A 17,410-nucleotide genomic window follows, 5' to 3' on the forward strand; every position below is an offset into this window, starting at 1 on the left:
CCCACGCGGGCGATCAGTCGTCAGTAGGGGCGACGACCATCGCCACGAACGCGGACCAGGCACCGGCGCGGATCACCAGGGCGGGGCCCTGGGGGACCTTGCTGTCCCGTACGGGGACGACACCGGTGACTCCGTCGGCGACCTCCACGCAGTTGTCGCTTTCGTCGCCGCTGCTGTAGCTGCTCTTGCGCCAGTGGGCGGCGCCCACGAAGTCGTACGCGATCTCGACGCAGTCCTCTCCGCCGTTGCCGCCGCTGTAACTGCTCTTGTGCCAGCGAGCGTTGCTCAAGTCGTACTCACGCATCGTCTGTAGTCCTCCGACACCGACTCGATCAGGTCCAGGGACGCCTCCGGCGACAACGCGACGGCCCTGAGCAGAGCGTAAGTCGCTTGCGTCCGCTTCACCACTACCGGGTCGTCCAGGAGGTTCCCCGAAAGCACCGCTTCTGTATAGACCGTTGGCGGGGCGTCCTCGAACTCCATGAGCTTCATCATCTTGCCCATGTCCGGGTACGCCCCGGCCGCGAAGGGCAGCACCTGCACCATCACCATGCGCTCACGCACCATCGCCGCGATGTGATCGAGCTGTTGGGCCATCACGGTGGGCCCTCCGACGGGGACGAGCGGCACGGTCTCGTGCAGGATCGCCCAATACGCGGGCCGTGCGGCGTCCTTGAGGAGCAGCGCGCGGTCCATGCGGCCCCTGACCAGTTCCTCGATGTACTCGTCGGTGGCGAAAGGGTTGTTGCCCAGGAAGACCGCTCGCGCGTACTCAGGGGTCTGCAGGAGGCCCGGCATCACCGACGGCGCGAACTCGCAGATCTCTGTCGCCAGCCGCTCAAGTTCCGCCGCGTGCGCGAAGTACTCCGTAAACGGCTGGTCCTTGATGAGCTTGCGCCACAATCGTTCGAAAAAGCCACCGGTTTGCAGCACCTCATCAATACGCTGCGCCACATCCAGCTGAGGTTTTCGAATGGCCTGCTCGAACTGGCCGATGTAGCCCCCGGACACGAATACGCGGACCCCTAGCGCCGACTGGCTGAGCCCCGCGTCCTCGCGGCGTCTCTTCAGCTCCGCGCCGAAGAACTCCCACGCCGCCTGCCGTGAACCATTGGCCATGGCCAACCGCCTTCCACTGCCCCGCAGTTGTAGGAGACAGGCTGCTGCCGAGTGTAGGCGGGGTGCGTCACTGTGGGGGTGAGAAGAGTGAAATCCGAAGGCAAAGGGGAGCCACGTGAAGGTGGACGGAAAGCAGCACGCGGTGGCATGTATCGAACAGGCGGAGGAAACCGTGCAGGAATTGCGCGCCGTACTCGCACGAGTGGGAATTACCTTGCCGTCATTGAGGATCGACCCCGCGTCCATCGCGCGGGAAGCCCCGTGTCCGCGGATCGAATTGGGAGGGTGTTCGGCAGACGTGGCGGCGCGCCTCGCGGCGGTGCTGAGGAGTGCGCCGTGAATCTTCCCGTCGGGGCGTACGTCGTGGACACGCGCAGTGGTCGCGTGGGGCGGGTGATGGGCCACGAGGGGCCGTACGTCCAGCTGCGCCCCTACGGAGGGGGCAGGGAGTGGGACTGCGCTCCGGAGGCGATCCGTGCGGCGACGACGGCGGAACGGCTGCGCGCGGCGACCGCGTACGCGAACGCCCGGAGCCGGGGCGAGGTGCCTTGACGTTCAGCCGTACCAGGTGATGTTGCAGACGTAGACGCACTCGTGACGTGGTACGGGCAGGAAGTTGATGAACCCGCGCCCACCGAGGAAGTCGAACTCACGCAGACCGCCTTCACGGTCGGTGGGCCTGCCGACGACGGCCGAATCCCGCCCGAGCGCGGCGAGCTCGGTTGCCAGCCGCTCGACCTAGGCGACGACGCCGGGTGGGACTCCGTCGGTGAGGTACTCCTCGCTCGGGTTCCAGTCCCAGGACCAGTCGGTCACAGACCGGCCTCCGCTTCCGCGTCGTCCCGGATGCGGCGGATCTCGGCGATGGCTTCCGTCGGGTCCTGCTCCGCCGCGTTCACCAGCCGTTCCAGCTCGCGCAGGCGGGCCGCGCGCTGCGGATGCCGCTCGATCGCGACGAAGACGGCCCACGAGTGGACGAAGGCGCGCAGGGGGGCCAGGCTCTGCGTCTGCTGGGCGTTCGTCGTCGCCTCGAACAGGTGCCGCGTGAGTGCCGGGACCCGGCTGGGCGCGATCCTGGACACCGCGGCACGCAGCGCGTCGGGCGTCAGCTCGGGCATCGGGATCAGCGGCCCGTAGGGCTCGTCGGGCTGTGCGCTCACGGGGGCCTCCGGGGCGGATGGGACAGCTCTTCGTACGCTACCTCTAAGGCGCGGGACGCAGAGGGCATACGCGGCGAACGGGCCCCGGTCGGCCACCCGGGCCCGGCGACCCCTTGGCGTACGCGAGAATGGACCCCATGAGTCTGTTCCGCGACGACGGCATCGTGCTGCGCACCCAGAAGCTGGGTGAAGCGGACCGCATCATGCTGCTGTCTCCCGGGGGACGACCCCCGTACTCCCGGCCGGACACCCGAGGGGGCGCGCGATGAGTCTCTTCAGGGACGACGGCATCGTGCTGCGCACCCAGAAGCTGGGTGAAGCGGACCGCATCATCACCATACTTACCCGCGGTCACGGGCGCGTGCGTGCCGTCGCCCGCGGTGTGCGGCGGACCAAGTCCAAGTTCGGGGCCCGGCTGGAGCCGTTCTCCCACGTCGACGTGCAGTTCTTCGCGCGCGGAAGTGAGCTCGTCGGGCGCGGGCTGCCACTGTGCACGCAGAGCGAGACCATCGCTCCGTACGGTGGGGGCATCGTCACCGACTACGCCCGCTACACCGCCGGGACGGCCATGCTGGAGACCGCCGAGCGGTTCACGGACCATGAGGGCGAGTCCGCCGTGCAGCAGTATCTTCTGCTCGTCGGCGCGCTGCGCGTCCTGTCGCGCGGCGAACACGCGCCGCACCTCGTCCTCGACGCCTTCCTGCTCCGCTCCCTCGCCGTGAACGGCTACGCGCCGAGCTTCACCGACTGTGCGAAGTGCGGCATGCCGGGACCGAACCGCTTCTTCTCGGTCGCGGCGGGCGGATCGATTTGCGTCGACTGCCGGGTGCCCGGCAGCGTCGTACCTTCGGCGGAGACGCTCACGCTGCTCGGCGCGCTGCTCACCGGCGACTGGGAGACGGCGGACGCGTGCGAGGCGCGGCACGCCAGGGAGGGCAGCGGGCTTGTTTCCGCCTATCTGCACTGGCATCTGGAGCGCGGACTGCGCTCCTTGCGGTACGTAGAGAAAGGCACGTGAGCAGTCACGTGCAGGACAGCTAGGTAGGAGAGAGAGCCCCCATGGCACGACGCGGAATCCTCGGACGGTCCCGCCGTGAGTATCAGCTGCCCGAGCCCCACCCCTCGGGCGCGCGACCGCCGAAGATCCCCGGCGAGCTGGTCCCGCAGCACGTGGCGATCGTCATGGACGGCAACGGACGCTGGGCGAAGGACCGCGGCCTCCCGCGCACCGAAGGGCACAAGGTCGGCGCCGAGCGCGTCCTCGACGTGCTGCAGGGCAGCATCGAGATGGGCGTCGGGGCGATCTCGCTGTACGCCTTCTCCACGGAGAACTGGAAGCGTTCGCCGGACGAGGTGAAGTTCCTGATGAACTTCAACCGCGACTTCATCCGCAAGACCCGCGACCAGCTCGACGACCTGGGCGTGCGGGTGCGCTGGGTGGGCCGGATGCCCAAGCTGTGGAAGTCGGTCGCCAGGGAGCTGGAGATCTCCCAGGAGCAGACCAAGGACAACGACAAGCTGACCCTGTACTTCTGCATGAACTACGGCGGCCGCGCCGAGATCGCGGACGCGGCCATGGCCATCGCGGAGGACGTGAAGGCGGGCCGGCTCAACCCGTCCAAGGTCAACGAGAAGACGTTCGCGAAGTACCTGTACTACCCGGACATGCCGGACGTCGACCTCTTCCTCCGCCCGAGCGGCGAGCAGCGCACCTCCAATTATCTTCTCTGGCAGAGCGCTTACGCCGAGATGGTCTTCCAGGACGTCCTGTGGCCGGACTTCGACCGGCGCGACCTGTGGCGGGCATGTCTGGAGTACGCCTCCCGGGACCGGCGCTTCGGCGGCGCGATCCCCAATGAGGAGCAGATCGCCAACAGTTAGACCTGTGAACGGCGAAGGGGCCCGCACCGTCAGCGCGACGGTGCGGGCCCCTTCACGTACGTACGACTACTTGCTCGCGCACTCCTGGCTCGCGCACTCCTGGCACGTGCCGAAGATCTCCACTGTGTGCGCCACGTTCACGAAGCCGTGCTCCGAGGCGATCGCCTCGGCCCACTTCTCGACCGCGGGACCCTCGACCTCGACGGCCTTGCCGCAGACGCGGCAGACCAGGTGATGGTGGTGGTCGCCGGTCGAGCAGCGGCGGTAGACCGTCTCGCCCTCGTTGGTGCGCAGGGCGTCGACCTCACCGGCGTCGGCGAGGGACTGGAGGGTGCGGTAGACCGTGGTCAGACCGACCGAGTCGCCCTTGTGCTTGAGCATGTCGTGCAGCTCCTGGGCGCTGCGGAACTCGTCCACGTCGTCGAGTGCCGCGGCCACCGCCGCACGCTGGCGGGTCGACCTGCCTCGAACCGGGGCTCCCACGGTTGCCTCCTCGCGTCACGCTCTGGTCTGGGCCTGCCGGGCCATTGTGCCAGGTCGGCCCGGACACAGGTCGGACACAGGTCAGGCCTTGGCCGCCGGCTGTGCCGGTACCGAGCACTCCGCGGGATCGCCGGCCGCCTCCGCGGCGGCCGCGGCCCGCGCTCTGCGCCTGGCCAGCGGCGTCGCGAGCACCGTAAGGACGATGAAGGCGCCGATGGTCAGGAGCACGATCGTCGCGCCGGGCGGCACGTCCTGGTAGTACGAGGTGACCGTGCCGCCGATGGTCACGGCGACGCCGATCGCCACCGAGACCACGAAGGTCACCGCGAAGCTCTTGGTGAGCTGCTGCGCGGCCGCCACCGGCACCACCATCAGCGCGGAGACCAGGAGCAGGCCCACGACGCGCATGGCGACGGTGACGGTGACCGCGGCGGTCACCGCCGTCAGGAGGTTCAGCGCGCGCACCGGGAGGCCGGTGACGCGGGCGAACTCCTCGTCCTGGCTGACCGCGAAGAGCTGACGCCGCAGCCCGACCGTGACGAGGACCACAAAGGCGGCCAGGAGGCAGATCGCCGTCACGTCCTCCTCGGAGACCGTGGAGAGCGAGCCGAAGAGGTACGACTGGAGGTTCGCGTTCGAGCCGCCGGGGGCGAGGTTGATGAACATGACGCCGCCCGCCATGCCGCCGTAGAACAGCATCGCCAGGGCGATGTCGCCGCGCGTCTTGCCGTACCAGCGGATCAGCTCCATGACGACGGCGCCGACGATCGCGACGGCCGTCGCCATCCACACCGGAGAGGCGGAGAGCAGGAAGCCGAGGCCGACGCCGGTCATCGCGACATGGCCGATGCCGTCGCCCATCAGGGCCTGGCGGCGCTGGACGAGGTAGATGCCGACGGCGGGCGCGGTGATGCCGACCAGGACGGCGGCGAGCAGCGCCCGCTGCATGAAGGCGTAATTGAGGAGTTCCATGGCTCTTGCGTCCTCAGGTGAGCAGGCCGGTACGGACCGGCTCCGCGTCGGCGGTGTGCGGGTGGACGTGGTCGTGGCCGGGCAGGGCGTGCTGCCCGACCGCGTGCGGGGGCGGCCCGTCGTGCAGGACGCAGCCGTCGCGCAGGACCACGGCACGGTCGATCAGCGGCTCCAGGGGGCCGAGCTCGTGCAGGACGAGGAGGACGGAGGTGCCGGCCGCGACCTGCTGGCGCAGGGTGGCCGCGAGGACCTCCTGGCTGGCCAGGTCGACGCCCGCCATCGGCTCGTCCATGATCAGCAGCTCGGGCTCGGAGGCCAGGGCGCGGGCGATGAGGACCCGCTGGTGCTGGCCGCCGGAGAGCGCGTTGACGGAGTCCTTGGCGCGGTCGGCGAGGCCCACCAGGTCGATGGCGCGGGCGACGGCCTCGCGGTCGGCCTTGCGCATGATGCCGAAGCGGGCGCGGGAGAGCCGCCCGGAGGCGACGACCTCGGTGATCGTGGCGGGTACGCCGCCCGCGGCGGTGGTGCGCTGCGGGACGTACCCGACGCGGGCCCAGTCGCGGAAGCGGCGGCGAGGGGTGCCGAAGATCTCGACGTCGCCCCCGGTGACGGGGACCTGCCCGATGACCGTGCGTACGGCGGTGGACTTGCCCGAGCCGTTGGCGCCGAGCAGGGCGACGACCTCACCGCGGCGCACGGTGAGGTCGATGCCGCGCAGCACGGGGCGCGAGCCGAGCTCGGCCGTCACCTTGCGCAGGGATATGACGGCTTCGCCGGTGTCGTCGTGGGTGCTCATGGCTCGTGCCTCCGTAACCGCAGGGGGTGTCACTTGGCGCCCAGGGCCTTCTGAAGGGCCTTGAGGTTGGACTCCATGACCTGGACGTAGTCGTCGCCCTTGGAGTCGTCGGTGATGCCCTCGACGGGGTCGAGCACATCGGTCTTCAGGCCCGCGTCCTTGGCGAGGGTCTTCGCCGTCCTGTCGCTGACGAGCGTCTCGTAGAAGACCGTGGTGACCCCGTCGGCCTTCGCCATCTTCTGGAGGTCCTTGACGCGCTTGGCGCTGGGCTCGCCCTCGGGGTCGAGGCCGCTGATGGCCTCCTCGGTGAGGCCGTAGCGCTCGGCGAGGTAGCCGAAGGCGGCGTGGGTGGTGATGAAGACCTTGCTCTTGGTGTTCTTCAGGCCGTTCTCGAAGGACGCGTCCAGGCCGTCGAGCTTCTTCACGAGCTTCGCGGTGTTCTTCTTGTACGTCGCCGCGTTGTCCGGGTCGGCCTTCTCCAGGGCCTTGCCGACGCCCTCGGCGACCTCGGCGTACTTCACCGGGTCGAGCCAGATGTGGGGGTCGGCGCCTTCGTGGGAGTGCCCGTGGCCGTGGCCTTCGTGCCCCTCCTCCTCGTGGCCTTCTTCCTCGTGTTCCTCGTGCTCGTCGGCGTGCCCGCCGACCTCGTTGCCGTGCTTCTCCGTGCTGGTCAGCGAGGCGGCGTCGACCTTGGTCTTGATGCCGGACTGGTTGATCGCGTCGTCGACGGCGGGCTGCAGGCCCTTGAGGTACAGGGCGACGTCGGACTCTTCGAGCTCACCGCGCTGCCTGGCGGAGACGTCGAGGTCGTGCGGCTCCTGGCCGGGGCCGGTGAGGGTGGTGACGGAGACGTGGTCGCCGCCTATCTGCTCCGCGAGGTACTGCATGGGGTAGAACGACGCCACCACGTCCAGCTTGCCGTCCTTGTCGTCCGCGGCGGAGGTGGAGCAGGCGGTCAGCGCGGTGAGGCCGAGGACCGTGGCGGAGGCGAGGGCGGCGGTGGGTATCAGGCGTCGTCGTACGTTCATGACACTCATTTTCAACAAATGTGGAAACGATTGTCAACAAGGCCCCGGTGCGGGGGTGTGCGGGGAACCGATTTGATTAGGGGGGTAAGGCCGCCGGTAACCTGAAGCATTCGCTCCCGAAGCGCCTAACCATGCTTCGTCCGCCGTCGTAATGAAGAGAGCACCGTGGCCGCCGACAAGATCGACACCATCGTCAGCCTGAGCAAGCGCCGTGGCTTCGTTTTCCCCTGCAGTGAGATCTACGGCGGACAGCGCGCCGCCTGGGACTACGGACCGCTGGGCGTCGAGCTGAAGGAGAACCTCAAGCGCCAGTGGTGGCGTTACATGGTCACCTCGCGCGAGGACGTCGTCGGCATCGACTCGTCGGTGATCCTGGCGAGCGAGGTCTGGCAGGCCTCCGGCCACGTCGCGACCTTCTCCGACCCGCTCACCGAGTGCCTCTCCTGTCACAAGCGCCACCGCGCCGACCACCTGGAAGAGGCTTACGAGGCCAAGCACAACCGCCCGCCGGCCAACGGCCTCGCGGACGTCAACTGCCCCAACTGCGGCACCAAGGGCCAGTTCACCGAGCCCAAGCAGTTCTCCGGCATGCTCGCCACGCACCTCGGCCCCACGCAGGACAGCGGCTCCGTCGCCTACCTGCGCCCCGAGACCGCGCAGGGCATCTTCACCAACTTCGGCCAGGTCCAGCAGACCTCGCGCCGCAAGCCGCCCTTCGGCATCGCGCAGATGGGCAAGTCCTTCCGCAACGAGATCACGCCCGGCAACTTCATCTTCCGGACCCGCGAGTTCGAGCAGATGGAGATGGAGTTCTTCGTCAAGCCGGGCGAGGACGAGAAGTGGCAGGAATACTGGATGGAGCAGCGCTGGAACTGGTACACCGGCCTGGGCCTGCGCGAGGAGAACATGCGGTGGTACGAGCACCCGAAGGAGAAGCTCTCCCACTACTCCAAGCGCACCGCTGACATCGAGTACCGCTTCCGGTTCGGCGGCAGCGAGTGGGGCGAGCTGGAAGGCGTCGCCAACCGCACGGACTACGACCTGACCGCGCACTCCAAGGCGTCGGGCCAGGACCTGTCCTACTTCGACCAGGAGGCCGGCGAGCGCTACACCCCGTACGTCATCGAGCCCGCGGCCGGTGTGGGCCGCACGATGCTGGCCTTCCTCCTCGACTGCTACTTCGAGGACGAGGCGCCGAACGCCAAGGGCAAGATGGAGAAGCGGACGGTCATGCGCTTCGACCACCGCATCGCGCCGGTGAAGGTCGCGGTCCTTCCTCTTTCGAGGAACCCGGAGCTGTCCCCGAAGGCCAAGGGCCTGGCCACCGCGCTCCGCCAGAACTGGAACATCGAGTTCGACGACGCGGGCGCCATCGGCCGCCGCTACCGCCGCCAGGACGAGATCGGCACGCCGTACTGCGTGACGGTCGACTTCGACACCCTCGACGACAACGCGGTGACCGTGCGCGAGCGCGACACGATGAAGCAGGAGCGCGTCTCCCTCGACCAGATCGAGGGCTACCTCGCGACGCGTCTCGTGGGCTGCTGACGCCTGACGTTTTTATCGGGTGAGACTGCGGGAAGCCCCCGGTTCCGGGTTATGGAACCGGGGGCTTCCGTGCACACTGAGGCGCATGCCTACCCCCACGACCACGAGCAGGGTAAGACGATGGGACCAGCACGGGCGCGAGCACGTCGTCGAGGTCCAGAAGGCGGGCATGCAGCGGCAGTTGAGCTGTGTGACCTGCGGTTGGCGCAGGAAGGCGCAGTTCCTGCCGTGGCTCAAGGCCGAGGAACACCTGACGCAGGAACACCAGGCGACGGTGGACCCGTCGGCTCCGGCGTCGTAGGGGCCATAGAGGCCACAGAGGCCACAGGGGCCACAGGGGCCACAGGGGCCATCGCGAGGATGGTGGTGTCCTGTGGCTGAGGGGTGAGCAGCAGGTTCATGGCGTACGGGTGGGACGTGCGGTCGTTCTGTGGCGTGATCTCGACGGTCCGTGGAGCGAAGTCGCCGACCGACCGGCAGGCCCACCAGTCGTCCAGGTCGGGCCGCGCGGTCGCAAGTCGGTCGGTGAGCCGCCGAAAGCCCTCATCCCCGGGGCGGCGGTCCGCGCGGGTGCGCAGGTGCCGGTAGAGGTCCACGGCGACGGACTCCCAGCCGGGCAGCACCCGCTGGTGCCGTGCGTCCGCGACGAGCAGGAGCAGCAGATTGCGCCGCTCCTCGGGAATCTTCGCGGGATCGGGCCATACGTCGGCGTACGCGCGGTTCCAGGCGAGGATGTCGTAAGCGGGGCCGAGGAGTAGCGCCGGACTGCCGGGCCAACTGTCGAGCAGGGCGCGGAGGTTCGGGTCGTACGAGGCACGCGGGGCCGTGGCGCCGGGAGCGAACCCGGCGAGGGCGAGGGCATGTCGGTGGGAGGCGTCGTCGAGGCGCAGGGCACGGGCGACGGCGTCGAGCACCTGCCGGGAGGTGTCCACGCGCCCCTGCTCCAGCCAGGTGTACCAGGCGACGGAGACGCCGGACAGCGCGGCGACCTCCTCGCGGCGCAGCCCCGGGGTGCGGCGGCGCGCGGTGTGCGGCAGGCCGACGTCACCGGGGGAGAGCCGCTCGCGGTGGGCGCGCAGGAACCCGCCAAGTCCCTTACTGAGGCGCGTGGGTGCCGTGCTGGTCGCCGTCGTGCTCACCGTCGTGGTCGCCATGCGCCCAGCGTATGACCTGGAGTCACCCTCATGAACGCCTGTCTGGTTGCGGTGCCCGCTGGGCCCGAGGCTGAACCCATGACGGAACCCATGACGGAAACCCCCACCATGTGGCGCCACCGCAACGACTCCTCCGGCCTCGCCGCACCCCGCCCCTTCATCCGCGTCTACACGGGCCCTGGCACGCTGGACACGCTGGCGGCGTCCTACGAGCGCCTGCTCGGCACGGAACGGGACATGTGGTTCACGTACCCCGAGAAGGGGCTGAGTCTGGCGGTGGTCGGCGCGTTCCTCCTGATCGAGGGCACGGAGGAAACGTTGGCCCCCTTCCGCGCCGTTGACGGCACGCTGCTCGTGGACTCGGCCCAGGCGTACCTGACCCGCCTGGCGGCGGAGGGCGGGGAGATCACGGAGCCCCTGACCAAGGTCCCCACGGGCTCGGGCTTCACGGCCCGCCACCGCGACGGCACAGTCATCGAATACGTGGAGCACAGGCCGACGGAGGAGGGGCTGTAGGGGAGGTGGGGTTGTAGGGGAGAGGAGGGGCTGTAGGGGAGGCGGGGCACACGGATGTCAGAGGCACCCCCTAGGGTCCGCCCGTGACTACTTCATCCACTCCTGCAACCCACCTCGCCCAGACGGCAGACGCCTACGACACCATCGCCACCGTGTACGCCGGGCTGGCCCGCGACGACCTCCGCAGCCCTTCCCTGGACCACGCGATGCTCACGGCGTTCGCCGGTCACGTACGGGCCGAGGGCCCCGGCCCCGTCGCCGAACTGGGCTGCGGCCCGGGCCCCGTGACCGCTCTCCTGCGCGACCTGGGCCTGGACGCCTTCGGCATCGACCTGTCCCCGGCGATGATCGACCTGGCCCGCGAGACCTACCCGGACATCCGGTTCGAGGTCGGCTCCATGGACGCCCTCGACCTGCCCGACGGCGAGCTGCGCGGCGTGGTGTCCTGGTATTCGCTGATCCACGCCCCGGAGCGGGATGTGGCCGCGTACCTGGCCGAGTTCCACCGCGTCCTCGCCCCCGGCGGCCACCTCCTGCTCGCCTTCTTCGAGTCGGAGGGCGCCCCGCTCACTCCCTTCGACCACAAGGTGACAACGGCCTACCGCTGGCCGATCGACGCCCTGGCTGCCCTGGCCCGCGAGGCAGGCTTCACCGAACTGGGCCGCATGCTGCGTGAGCCGGGGGAGGGGGAGCGGTTCCGTCGGGGGAACGTACTGCTGCGCAAGGGGTAGACGGGGCGCTGCCCCGGTCCGGGCGCGCGGGCCGGGGCAGCGGGCCGGGGCAGCGGGCCGACGACGCTATGCTGCCGCCATGGCTGAGGCCTTCATCACCGGTGACAGCCACCGTGCTTGCGGCATCTGCCCCTCGCGCCGCTTCCCGTCGGGCAACTTCGAGGTGGTCGAGCGCCCGTCACGTGAATGCCCCTTCAACCCTGAGGACGGGCACAGGTACACCCTGCGTGGCGTGCCCGTGTGCGTCCATCCGGAGGAGGTGGGCCTGTCGCCGGCGCCCTACAAGACGAATGGCGTCGCTCTGCTGGAAGACGTAACGCTGCCTCATGACGTCGCCGTTCTCGACGACTACTTGCGTGAGTTGGTGCACGGCGCGGCGCCGGGCGCGCTTGAACTGCTGATCGATCTGGCTGACCGCGAGATCCGGCATACCTTCCCCGAGGTCGACCCGACCTTGGCGCTGCGCCGTGCCTTCAACTAGCGCCGTTGCCCGGCGGTGGCGAAGCCGGGCGTGAAGCGGGGGCCGCCGTCCAGGATGCCCATGGACTCGTACTTCGCCGTGACGGCGGCCGGCATCGGTGGTCACGAAGACAGCCTGGCGATCTCGGCGGCCGACTCAAGCAGCCAGGAACCACCGCCTCGGCGTGCCAGACCCGCGCCAGGTGGGTCGGGGAACCCCATAGGCCAGCGACGTATCCAGCCCTAGATCATCTGAGCTTCCCAAGCTGAGAGTGCGAGTTCGATTCTCGTCACCCGCTCTTGTTGTATCCCTGGGTCTTGGGCCCGGGGGTTTTCTGTTTCCTGCACGGGTGGGCCGGTCGGTGAGACCTGGCCGACGTCGCCAGTCGGACTCGGAGTGTTGACTCAACGGCCGACCGGCTCAGAACGTATCTGCTCCCGAGTCGGCCCTTCGTACGGCCCGAAGTGCACGCCGCATCCGTTCTCCGTCGGCGCATGGGCCTGTCTCTGTCTGGCATGGGGCGCAGTGGTCCAGATGTGCGAGATAGCTCTGGTAGACGAGCTCCACACGGCGGCGAGCTGTGGAAACCGACGCCGACGCACTCGCCACCGGATCTCCGCCGTCCGTGCTCTGCCCGAGGCCGATGACGGCCGCCACGGTGGCGGGCTCGCACAGGTCGCCCGCGAAGCGCGGCCGCACGATCCAGTACGGGCCGGGCGGCTCCGTGCGGTCGAGCCTCGGCACGCCGAGGTAGGTCCCGCGGCTCAGACGCGGCGCGCAGTCCTGGTGTTTCCACACACGACTGCGGCACGGCTTCATCAGGGCGTAGTAACTGCCACCCAATGTGCGGCCGTCGTAGACGACAGGCCCCTCGACGAGCCAGGCGAGGCGGGCGGCCACCGCCTGCCGAGCGATGACTCCGAGGGCCGCCTGCACCAACGCCTCGGGAAGGCGGACGGCATCGAACCGGCCGCCGAGCGGCAACAGCGCCACACCGGATTCCGCCCACTCCCGGCAGGCCTGCTCGGAGGCAAGCCGGCTGTGCGCGAACCATGCGCTCAGGGTCGCGGCCGCGGCCGGGGCTGGGGATGGGGCCGGTGCTGGGGCTGTGCTTTCCGTGATCGGCGATCGGCTGGTCTTGGCGTCCACGTCGACTCCTTGCTGGTCGGCCGTGCCCGGGGACCGTTCACGCGACCGCCGAGCGCTGACCCACTCATGGAATCGGCCCGCCACACAGCGTGACAGGGACGTGGCACCCTACTTTCGCGACGCTATTCAGCGACGCCACTCGGTCGGCGCTATTCGGCGACGCCCAGGAGCTCTGCCAACTGCCGGAGCCCCGGCGGATGATGAGGGAGCGCCCACAGATCCCGCACGATGGCCACGGCCAGAGTGTGGTGCTGCATCCACGAGGGCGACACGCGGTGGAGCGACTCCAGGGCCTTCACCGCGCCGACCGCATCGCCGAGGTCGGTGTGGGCCCGGGCCACATCCAACAGCAGCCAGGTCCGCCAGGACGCGGGAACGTCCTTGCCAAGACGCATGTCCTTGGCCAGCGTCAGGGCTTCTTGCGGGTGGCCGTACTGAACGGCCAGCCGGACGCGCTCGATGCGCACCGATGAGGGACTGAACACGCTGACCATGCGGCTGTCGCTGCCCGGCGGCAACTTGGTCACCCTCTTGGCTTCCTTCTCGGCGTGCTCCATCAACTCTGCCGCTCGCTCATAGTCGTTGCTGCGCGCGGCGGATGTGGCCGCGGACATGGTCAGCGCGCCCCAGACCTTCAGGCCGTCGGCGCTCTCCGTACAACCACCAACGGCGATGGCGTCCGCAGCACGCGTGGCAACGTTCAGGGCGTCACCGAGTCGGCCTTGTCGCTGATAGGTCCACGCGACGGAGTTGACGATTATGGGCCGCAGCAAGGGGTCGGCGGAACGGTCCGCCGCGTCGATGGCCCGCTCCAGGCTGACGAGCGCGAGGTCGGTCTTTCCCATCCGTACGGCAACGTGCCCAGCGAGCTGAAGCGCCTTCCCCAACGCCGCAAACCCGGCGCTCCGGCCGTCCGCACCCCCCTCGCCCCATACGCTGGCCGCGCGCGCATCCGCGATCATGTCGGGCAGCGCCTTCATCACGGCGTCGAACTCGGCCGCGTGGTACTGCGTCCACCCCTCCGCGATCTGCTCGCGCAGGACGTCGAGCGAGAAGCCGGGCCCCGGCGGCTCCGGTTCCGGCCCCCCGAGCGCCGGCATGATGGCGCGCCGCACCGCCACGAAGCGGGGCCCGTCGTTCTCCCCCGTCGAGGAGACGGCAGGCGGGTCCCCGAGAAGCGTCGTCAGCTCCACACCGAGCCCGTTCGCCAGCGCGTGCAACGTGGGCAACCTGGCCGAATGCTTCCGCCGCTGCTCAAGCTGCCGAATCACGTCCACACACACGCCGGAGCGCTCAGCCAAGTCCTCCTGCGTCAACGACGCCAGCCGACGCAGACGCCGCAGGTTCCGCCCCAAGTCATCGTTTCCCACGCAGTCAAGGTACGCCGCTCCCCAACTGGGCGAAGCGCTAGAGGTTATGCGGACGCGAGGACTATCAAGTGGGCCGCCAACTGGCCCACGAGGTCGGAAGAGTCGGCTGCGGTCCGGCGAACCAAAACGCCCGAGGGCGGCCGGACCACACTTGGACAACGGCTGTTGGCCACGGCCAGACCGACTGAGTTACAACTTTCTTCACTGGTTTCAAGCGCCCGGCGCCGCTCCGCGCCGCCGGGCGGGCCCACGGCTCCGCTCGGGGCATCGCTCCTGCCTTCGGCCCGCTCCGCCCCGGCTGCGCCGACGCCCGCCCACACATGGATTGCCCCGGGGACATGAATCGAGCACCCGGCATACGCAGCCTACGGTCACAGACGATGCCTCCGGCGGGGGATCGGCCAGCACCGGGATGGAGGGGGCGCCGTTCCCAGCCGCAGGCACATCGTGGCGAGCGTGGGGAGCTCCCATCCCGTCCACCATCGCCCCAGGCACAGCCGAGCAGACGCGGCCCATGGCGTCCAGGTCGTTCGTACAGTGGCGCGCTCCACCTGGACGCCGTGAAACACGCCCGCCCCACAGACGTGTGGGTCGACGGCGGACGGGGTGGGAGCTGGGGAGAGTGGTGGGTTGACGAGCAGGACGCCCGATGACGCTGTTCTACTCCAAATGGTTCAGGGAATTCATAATCAAGTAAGCTTCACCGTCGATATATTCGGGGTCGATGTCGCGCTCCTCGTCGCCACCCTCGAAATAATCATCTGATTCTTCAGATGTCCAGTCAGACAGCAAGGCCTCCGCATTTGGCCACTTCGTTTGCCAGTAATCTTCGTGGCGCAGAATGTATTGAAGCGCACTGTCAATCAGGTCGGTTTCTACATCGTCAGGATCTTCGGAGTACTGAAGAAGCAGGGCGGTAATTGCTTCGTCAGCCTGGCGGCAGATGCTTTCGCGAGTTCCATCGTCCACGTATTTAGCGAGGTCCATGGCGTGGCCTGCTGCTATAAAGAGGCCCCGGTCGCCACCAACCTTATTGAACAGGGAAGTCAGGCCTTCCAGCCGCACTGAGTCGTGGAGTGCCTTGACTTGCGGGTCCCCAGACGTGCGAGTTGCCTCAATTAGAGAAATTGCATCTTCGGAACTGGCGCGATAAACGAAACCCGGCTGCCGCAGCTTTCGCAACGCCCAATTCCGAACTTTCGTGATACCCAGAGATTTCCCGATGCGCAGGCATTCCACTACTCTTCTGGCCTGCGGCTGCGAGGTTGTGGTTCCACGGTCCAGCGTTGCCAAAGCCGCCTTCTCAACCTCTACCTGAAGGGGCATGAGGTTGAGTCGGGCCGGCAGCCGTGATTCTGGTGGTGCATCGTGGTAGGAAGCGAGGAGTGTCACTTGATCAAATGAATAGGTACACTTCAGGACCTTCAGCACCAGGTCGCGCTCTTCGGAGAACTTCACTAGCATGAAGTCATTTACGGACGGATTGCTGAATTCGATTCGACTGTTGGATTGTTCCCCGATTGCATTTGACGTAACCCCGTCGGCCACCTTCACGAGTGTTCCATTGAGGACTTTTAGGCTGGCTTTGAACTGAGACAAGCTTCGCTGCGAGAATTCCAGATAAGCGTCACCCAATGTCGTAAGTGAGCTCTTCCCGCCCAGAGAGAAAAGGAGATAAAGGACATCCCTGTCGCTGTCTTTCAGCTGGTTGTCGAATAGATGTCTCCATAGCCCCATCGGGTTATTTAGTGCGGCCAGCGCTTGGTCGCCAGATTCACCCAGATCGGGATTAAATGGAACGGACAAGAGGTTGGAGATCGATCTGGGGTTGAAACTCTTGTGCCTAATTATTGGCCGGTATACATCGGGTTGCGAGAACACGCGCTTTGCCGCAATCGGCCAATCTGACCAGTAAACATGATTATAAAGTATCTGCGCTCTTTCCTCGCGCTCCAGGTCATCTAGATTGATGGTAAGAGTGAGAGGGTCGAGGTCTCCCTGATCCATTCGTTCGTATCTTTGGCGTGCCTGTTGAAGAATATACTCGCGAGTTGTGCAGACAAATCGCTTCGTCGAGTCCTTTCGGATTCTACGGATCAGGGACAGGAGCCTGCTGTCCTCGTTCTTGTGTAGTTTGTCGTCTAGCGATGTTTGACCAAGAAAGTCGTCGTATATGAATATCTGTGGTTCCCCGTCATGCCAGACTCTGTACACGTCTTCTATGTTCTCGGAAACCTCAACGAGTTCGAAACCCCGGTCTGCGTAGCGGGCGCAGATAACCTGCGCCATGGTCGTCTTACCAACTCCCGGAGGCCCTGATATCAAGACTACGTGATTCTCTTCTATGAGGTCCATTGCCGAATGCAAATCCGAACTCGGGACGTACGTGCGCAGCGTATCTCTAATATCGTCCGCGAGGTGCAGAGAGCGCTGAATTACATTCTTTGAAATCATGGATTCAAGGATCGTGGAGTCATTCAGCCATAGCCGCATGTGCTTACGAATCATCTTAGGGTTTTGCTGCAGGATCGACGTTATTTCAGAAATTCCGAAGATGTCCCCGGCGCTCAAGATGTATGGGCTGAATGCGCTGGCTATAGTAGTTTTGCTACCTGGTGTCATGTCGACTGATGTAGCCAATATGTAGCGCATAGGGAGAGGGGTGATCTGATCCAACTTGGGAAGCTCTTTATCAATCAGGTGCTTCACAAGCTTGGCCCGTCCGCTCTTCATCCAGTGCTTGCACTGGATTACGATGTTCCGGTCCGGTCCGAGATATCGAAGATCTATGCCGCCGTCGGGTCCGCTCGCAAATATCTCAAGCCTTACGTCGAGAATATGCTCGAATATGTCCTTGCATAGGTTTTCGAAGTCCAGATCGGACAACTTGCGCAAATCGAGCAGGTCCACAGCTCTCCACCCCCAAAGGTGCCACGTTCCTCGAATAGAGATCGTAGTCTCCTTCCATGGCCCTATCGCCATGGAATCGCACAGCTCGCCACCTCTCATGCCGGGTGCTGTGAAGGGGGCTAGAGCGGCTCGG

Annotated in this window: 19 protein-coding genes and 1 pseudogene; 9 read left to right on the top strand and 11 right to left on the bottom strand. The window is 67.0% G+C overall.

Features of this window, described 5'->3' with window-relative positions:
- Window positions 1-13: 13 nt before the first annotated feature.
- Entirely contained in the window at window positions 14-304 is a 291-nt protein-coding gene (locus AB0N81_RS05265; protein WP_365355860.1) for a DUF397 domain-containing protein, read from the bottom strand.
- Window positions 286-1,119 carry a helix-turn-helix transcriptional regulator gene (locus tag AB0N81_RS05270; RefSeq protein ID WP_365355861.1) on the bottom strand — a complete coding sequence of 278 codons (834 nt, stop codon included), beginning with the start codon at window positions 1,117-1,119 and terminating at the stop codon, window positions 286-288. Before AB0N81_RS05270 ends, AB0N81_RS05265 begins: the two co-directional genes overlap by 19 nt.
- A gap of 336 nt (window positions 1,120-1,455) precedes the next feature.
- Here AB0N81_RS05270 and AB0N81_RS05275 point away from each other — a divergent pair, with 336 nt between their 5' ends.
- The gene (locus AB0N81_RS05275; protein ID WP_365355863.1) at window positions 1,456-1,671 is read left to right on the top strand and encodes a hypothetical protein; all 216 of its coding nucleotides are present in this window, start codon (window positions 1,456-1,458) and stop codon (window positions 1,669-1,671) included.
- A gap of 260 nt (window positions 1,672-1,931) precedes the next feature.
- Here the strand turns inward: AB0N81_RS05275 and AB0N81_RS05280 are convergent, their stop codons facing one another.
- Entirely contained in the window at window positions 1,932-2,279 is a 348-nt protein-coding gene (locus AB0N81_RS05280) for a hypothetical protein (RefSeq protein ID WP_365355865.1), read from the bottom strand.
- A gap of 137 nt (window positions 2,280-2,416) precedes the next feature.
- Between AB0N81_RS05280 and AB0N81_RS05285 the strand changes: the two are divergent.
- The 3 genes and pseudogenes from AB0N81_RS05285 to AB0N81_RS05295 form a co-directional block, all read left to right on the top strand.
- Window positions 2,417-2,491 (top strand): annotated as a pseudogene (locus AB0N81_RS05285) (DNA repair protein RecO); the annotation flags it as partial.
- A gap of 53 nt (window positions 2,492-2,544) precedes the next feature.
- Entirely contained in the window at window positions 2,545-3,297 is a 753-nt protein-coding gene (gene recO, locus AB0N81_RS05290; RefSeq protein WP_365355866.1) for a DNA repair protein RecO, read from the top strand.
- A 41-nt stretch (window positions 3,298-3,338) separates the two neighbouring features.
- Window positions 3,339-4,160, top strand: a complete 822-nt coding sequence (locus AB0N81_RS05295; protein ID WP_365355868.1) for an isoprenyl transferase — start codon at window positions 3,339-3,341, stop codon at window positions 4,158-4,160.
- A 66-nt stretch (window positions 4,161-4,226) separates the two neighbouring features.
- Here the strand turns inward: AB0N81_RS05295 and AB0N81_RS05300 are convergent, their stop codons facing one another.
- The 4 genes from AB0N81_RS05300 to AB0N81_RS05315 all read right to left on the bottom strand — a co-directional run bounded on the left by AB0N81_RS05300 (window position 4,227) and on the right by AB0N81_RS05315 (window position 7,439).
- Complete coding sequence (locus tag AB0N81_RS05300) at window positions 4,227-4,643, bottom strand: transcriptional repressor (RefSeq protein WP_365355869.1); 417 nt, start codon at window positions 4,641-4,643, stop codon at window positions 4,227-4,229.
- Window positions 4,644-4,724: 81 nt separating this feature from the next.
- On the bottom strand, window positions 4,725-5,615 hold the full coding sequence (locus AB0N81_RS05305) for a metal ABC transporter permease (protein ID WP_365355870.1): 891 nt from the start codon (window positions 5,613-5,615) through the stop codon (window positions 4,725-4,727).
- 13 nt (window positions 5,616-5,628) lie between these two features.
- Window positions 5,629-6,411 (bottom strand): metal ABC transporter ATP-binding protein, encoded by a 783-nt coding sequence (locus AB0N81_RS05310; protein WP_365355872.1) that lies wholly within the window; start codon window positions 6,409-6,411, stop codon window positions 5,629-5,631.
- Window positions 6,412-6,440: 29 nt separating this feature from the next.
- Window positions 6,441-7,439, bottom strand: a complete 999-nt coding sequence (locus AB0N81_RS05315) for a metal ABC transporter substrate-binding protein (protein ID WP_365355873.1) — start codon at window positions 7,437-7,439, stop codon at window positions 6,441-6,443.
- Between the two features lie 165 nt (window positions 7,440-7,604).
- Here AB0N81_RS05315 and AB0N81_RS05320 point away from each other — a divergent pair, with 165 nt between their 5' ends.
- Both AB0N81_RS05320 and AB0N81_RS05325 read left to right on the top strand, forming a co-directional pair.
- Window positions 7,605-8,987, top strand: a complete 1,383-nt coding sequence (locus AB0N81_RS05320; protein ID WP_365355875.1) for a glycine--tRNA ligase — start codon at window positions 7,605-7,607, stop codon at window positions 8,985-8,987.
- A gap of 85 nt (window positions 8,988-9,072) precedes the next feature.
- The gene (locus AB0N81_RS05325) at window positions 9,073-9,288 is read left to right on the top strand and encodes a hypothetical protein (protein WP_365355877.1); all 216 of its coding nucleotides are present in this window, start codon (window positions 9,073-9,075) and stop codon (window positions 9,286-9,288) included.
- Here the strand turns inward: AB0N81_RS05325 and AB0N81_RS05330 are convergent.
- Window positions 9,221-10,141, bottom strand: coding sequence for a helix-turn-helix transcriptional regulator (locus AB0N81_RS05330; protein ID WP_365355878.1), 921 nt, complete (start codon window positions 10,139-10,141; stop codon window positions 9,221-9,223). The genes AB0N81_RS05325 and AB0N81_RS05330 overlap by 68 nt on opposite strands.
- A gap of 78 nt (window positions 10,142-10,219) precedes the next feature.
- Between AB0N81_RS05330 and AB0N81_RS05335 the strand changes: the two genes are divergently transcribed.
- The 3 genes from AB0N81_RS05335 to AB0N81_RS05345 all read left to right on the top strand — a co-directional run bounded on the left by AB0N81_RS05335 (window position 10,220) and on the right by AB0N81_RS05345 (window position 11,869).
- Complete coding sequence (locus AB0N81_RS05335; protein ID WP_365355880.1) at window positions 10,220-10,657, top strand: hypothetical protein; 438 nt, start codon at window positions 10,220-10,222, stop codon at window positions 10,655-10,657.
- Window positions 10,658-10,740: 83 nt separating this feature from the next.
- The gene (locus tag AB0N81_RS05340) at window positions 10,741-11,388 is read left to right on the top strand and encodes a class I SAM-dependent methyltransferase (RefSeq protein ID WP_365355882.1); all 648 of its coding nucleotides are present in this window, start codon (window positions 10,741-10,743) and stop codon (window positions 11,386-11,388) included.
- Window positions 11,389-11,467: 79 nt separating this feature from the next.
- A complete protein-coding gene (locus AB0N81_RS05345; protein WP_365355883.1) occupies window positions 11,468-11,869 on the top strand; it encodes a hypothetical protein in 402 nt (133 codons plus the stop codon).
- Between the two features lie 399 nt (window positions 11,870-12,268).
- On the opposite strand, the gene AB0N81_RS05350 is transcribed toward AB0N81_RS05345, so the two are convergent.
- From AB0N81_RS05350 to AB0N81_RS05360, 3 genes are all read right to left on the bottom strand, one after another.
- Window positions 12,269-12,997 (bottom strand): hypothetical protein, encoded by a 729-nt coding sequence (locus AB0N81_RS05350; protein WP_365355884.1) that lies wholly within the window; start codon window positions 12,995-12,997, stop codon window positions 12,269-12,271.
- Between the two features lie 149 nt (window positions 12,998-13,146).
- Window positions 13,147-14,367: a helix-turn-helix transcriptional regulator gene (locus tag AB0N81_RS05355; RefSeq protein WP_365355885.1), complete on the bottom strand. Its 1,221-nt coding sequence runs from the start codon at window positions 14,365-14,367 to the stop codon at window positions 13,147-13,149.
- Between the two features lie 660 nt (window positions 14,368-15,027).
- Window positions 15,028-17,277, bottom strand: a complete 2,250-nt coding sequence (locus AB0N81_RS05360) for a restriction endonuclease (protein ID WP_365355887.1) — start codon at window positions 17,275-17,277, stop codon at window positions 15,028-15,030.
- Window positions 17,278-17,410: the final 133 nt, after the last annotated feature.

Origin of the sequence: Streptomyces sp. NPDC093510 (assembly GCF_040683555.1) — a bacterium.
GTDB lineage: Bacteria > Actinomycetota > Actinomycetes > Streptomycetales > Streptomycetaceae > Streptomyces.

Bases quoted from the DNA above. Each gene is read 5' to 3' on its own strand.
- AB0N81_RS05295 (WP_365355868.1), top strand. From the start codon at position 3,339: ATGGCACGACGCGGAATCCTCGGACGGTCCCGCCGTGAGTATCAGCTG.
- AB0N81_RS05325 (WP_365355877.1), top strand. From the start codon at position 9,073: ATGCCTACCCCCACGACCACGAGCAGGGTAAGACGATGGGACCAGCAC.
- AB0N81_RS05310 (WP_365355872.1), bottom strand. From the start codon at position 6,411: ATGAGCACCCACGACGACACCGGCGAAGCCGTCATATCCCTGCGCAAG.
- AB0N81_RS05345 (WP_365355883.1), top strand. From the start codon at position 11,468: ATGGCTGAGGCCTTCATCACCGGTGACAGCCACCGTGCTTGCGGCATC.
- AB0N81_RS05330 (WP_365355878.1), bottom strand. From the start codon at position 10,141: ATGGCGACCACGACGGTGAGCACGACGGCGACCAGCACGGCACCCACG.
- AB0N81_RS05305 (WP_365355870.1), bottom strand. From the start codon at position 5,615: ATGGAACTCCTCAATTACGCCTTCATGCAGCGGGCGCTGCTCGCCGCC.
- recO (WP_365355866.1), top strand. From the start codon at position 2,545: ATGAGTCTCTTCAGGGACGACGGCATCGTGCTGCGCACCCAGAAGCTG.
- AB0N81_RS05335 (WP_365355880.1), top strand. From the start codon at position 10,220: ATGACGGAACCCATGACGGAAACCCCCACCATGTGGCGCCACCGCAAC.
- AB0N81_RS05265 (WP_365355860.1), bottom strand. From the start codon at position 304: ATGCGTGAGTACGACTTGAGCAACGCTCGCTGGCACAAGAGCAGTTAC.
- AB0N81_RS05270 (WP_365355861.1), bottom strand. From the start codon at position 1,119: ATGGCCAATGGTTCACGGCAGGCGGCGTGGGAGTTCTTCGGCGCGGAG.
- AB0N81_RS05315 (WP_365355873.1), bottom strand. From the start codon at position 7,439: ATGAACGTACGACGACGCCTGATACCCACCGCCGCCCTCGCCTCCGCC.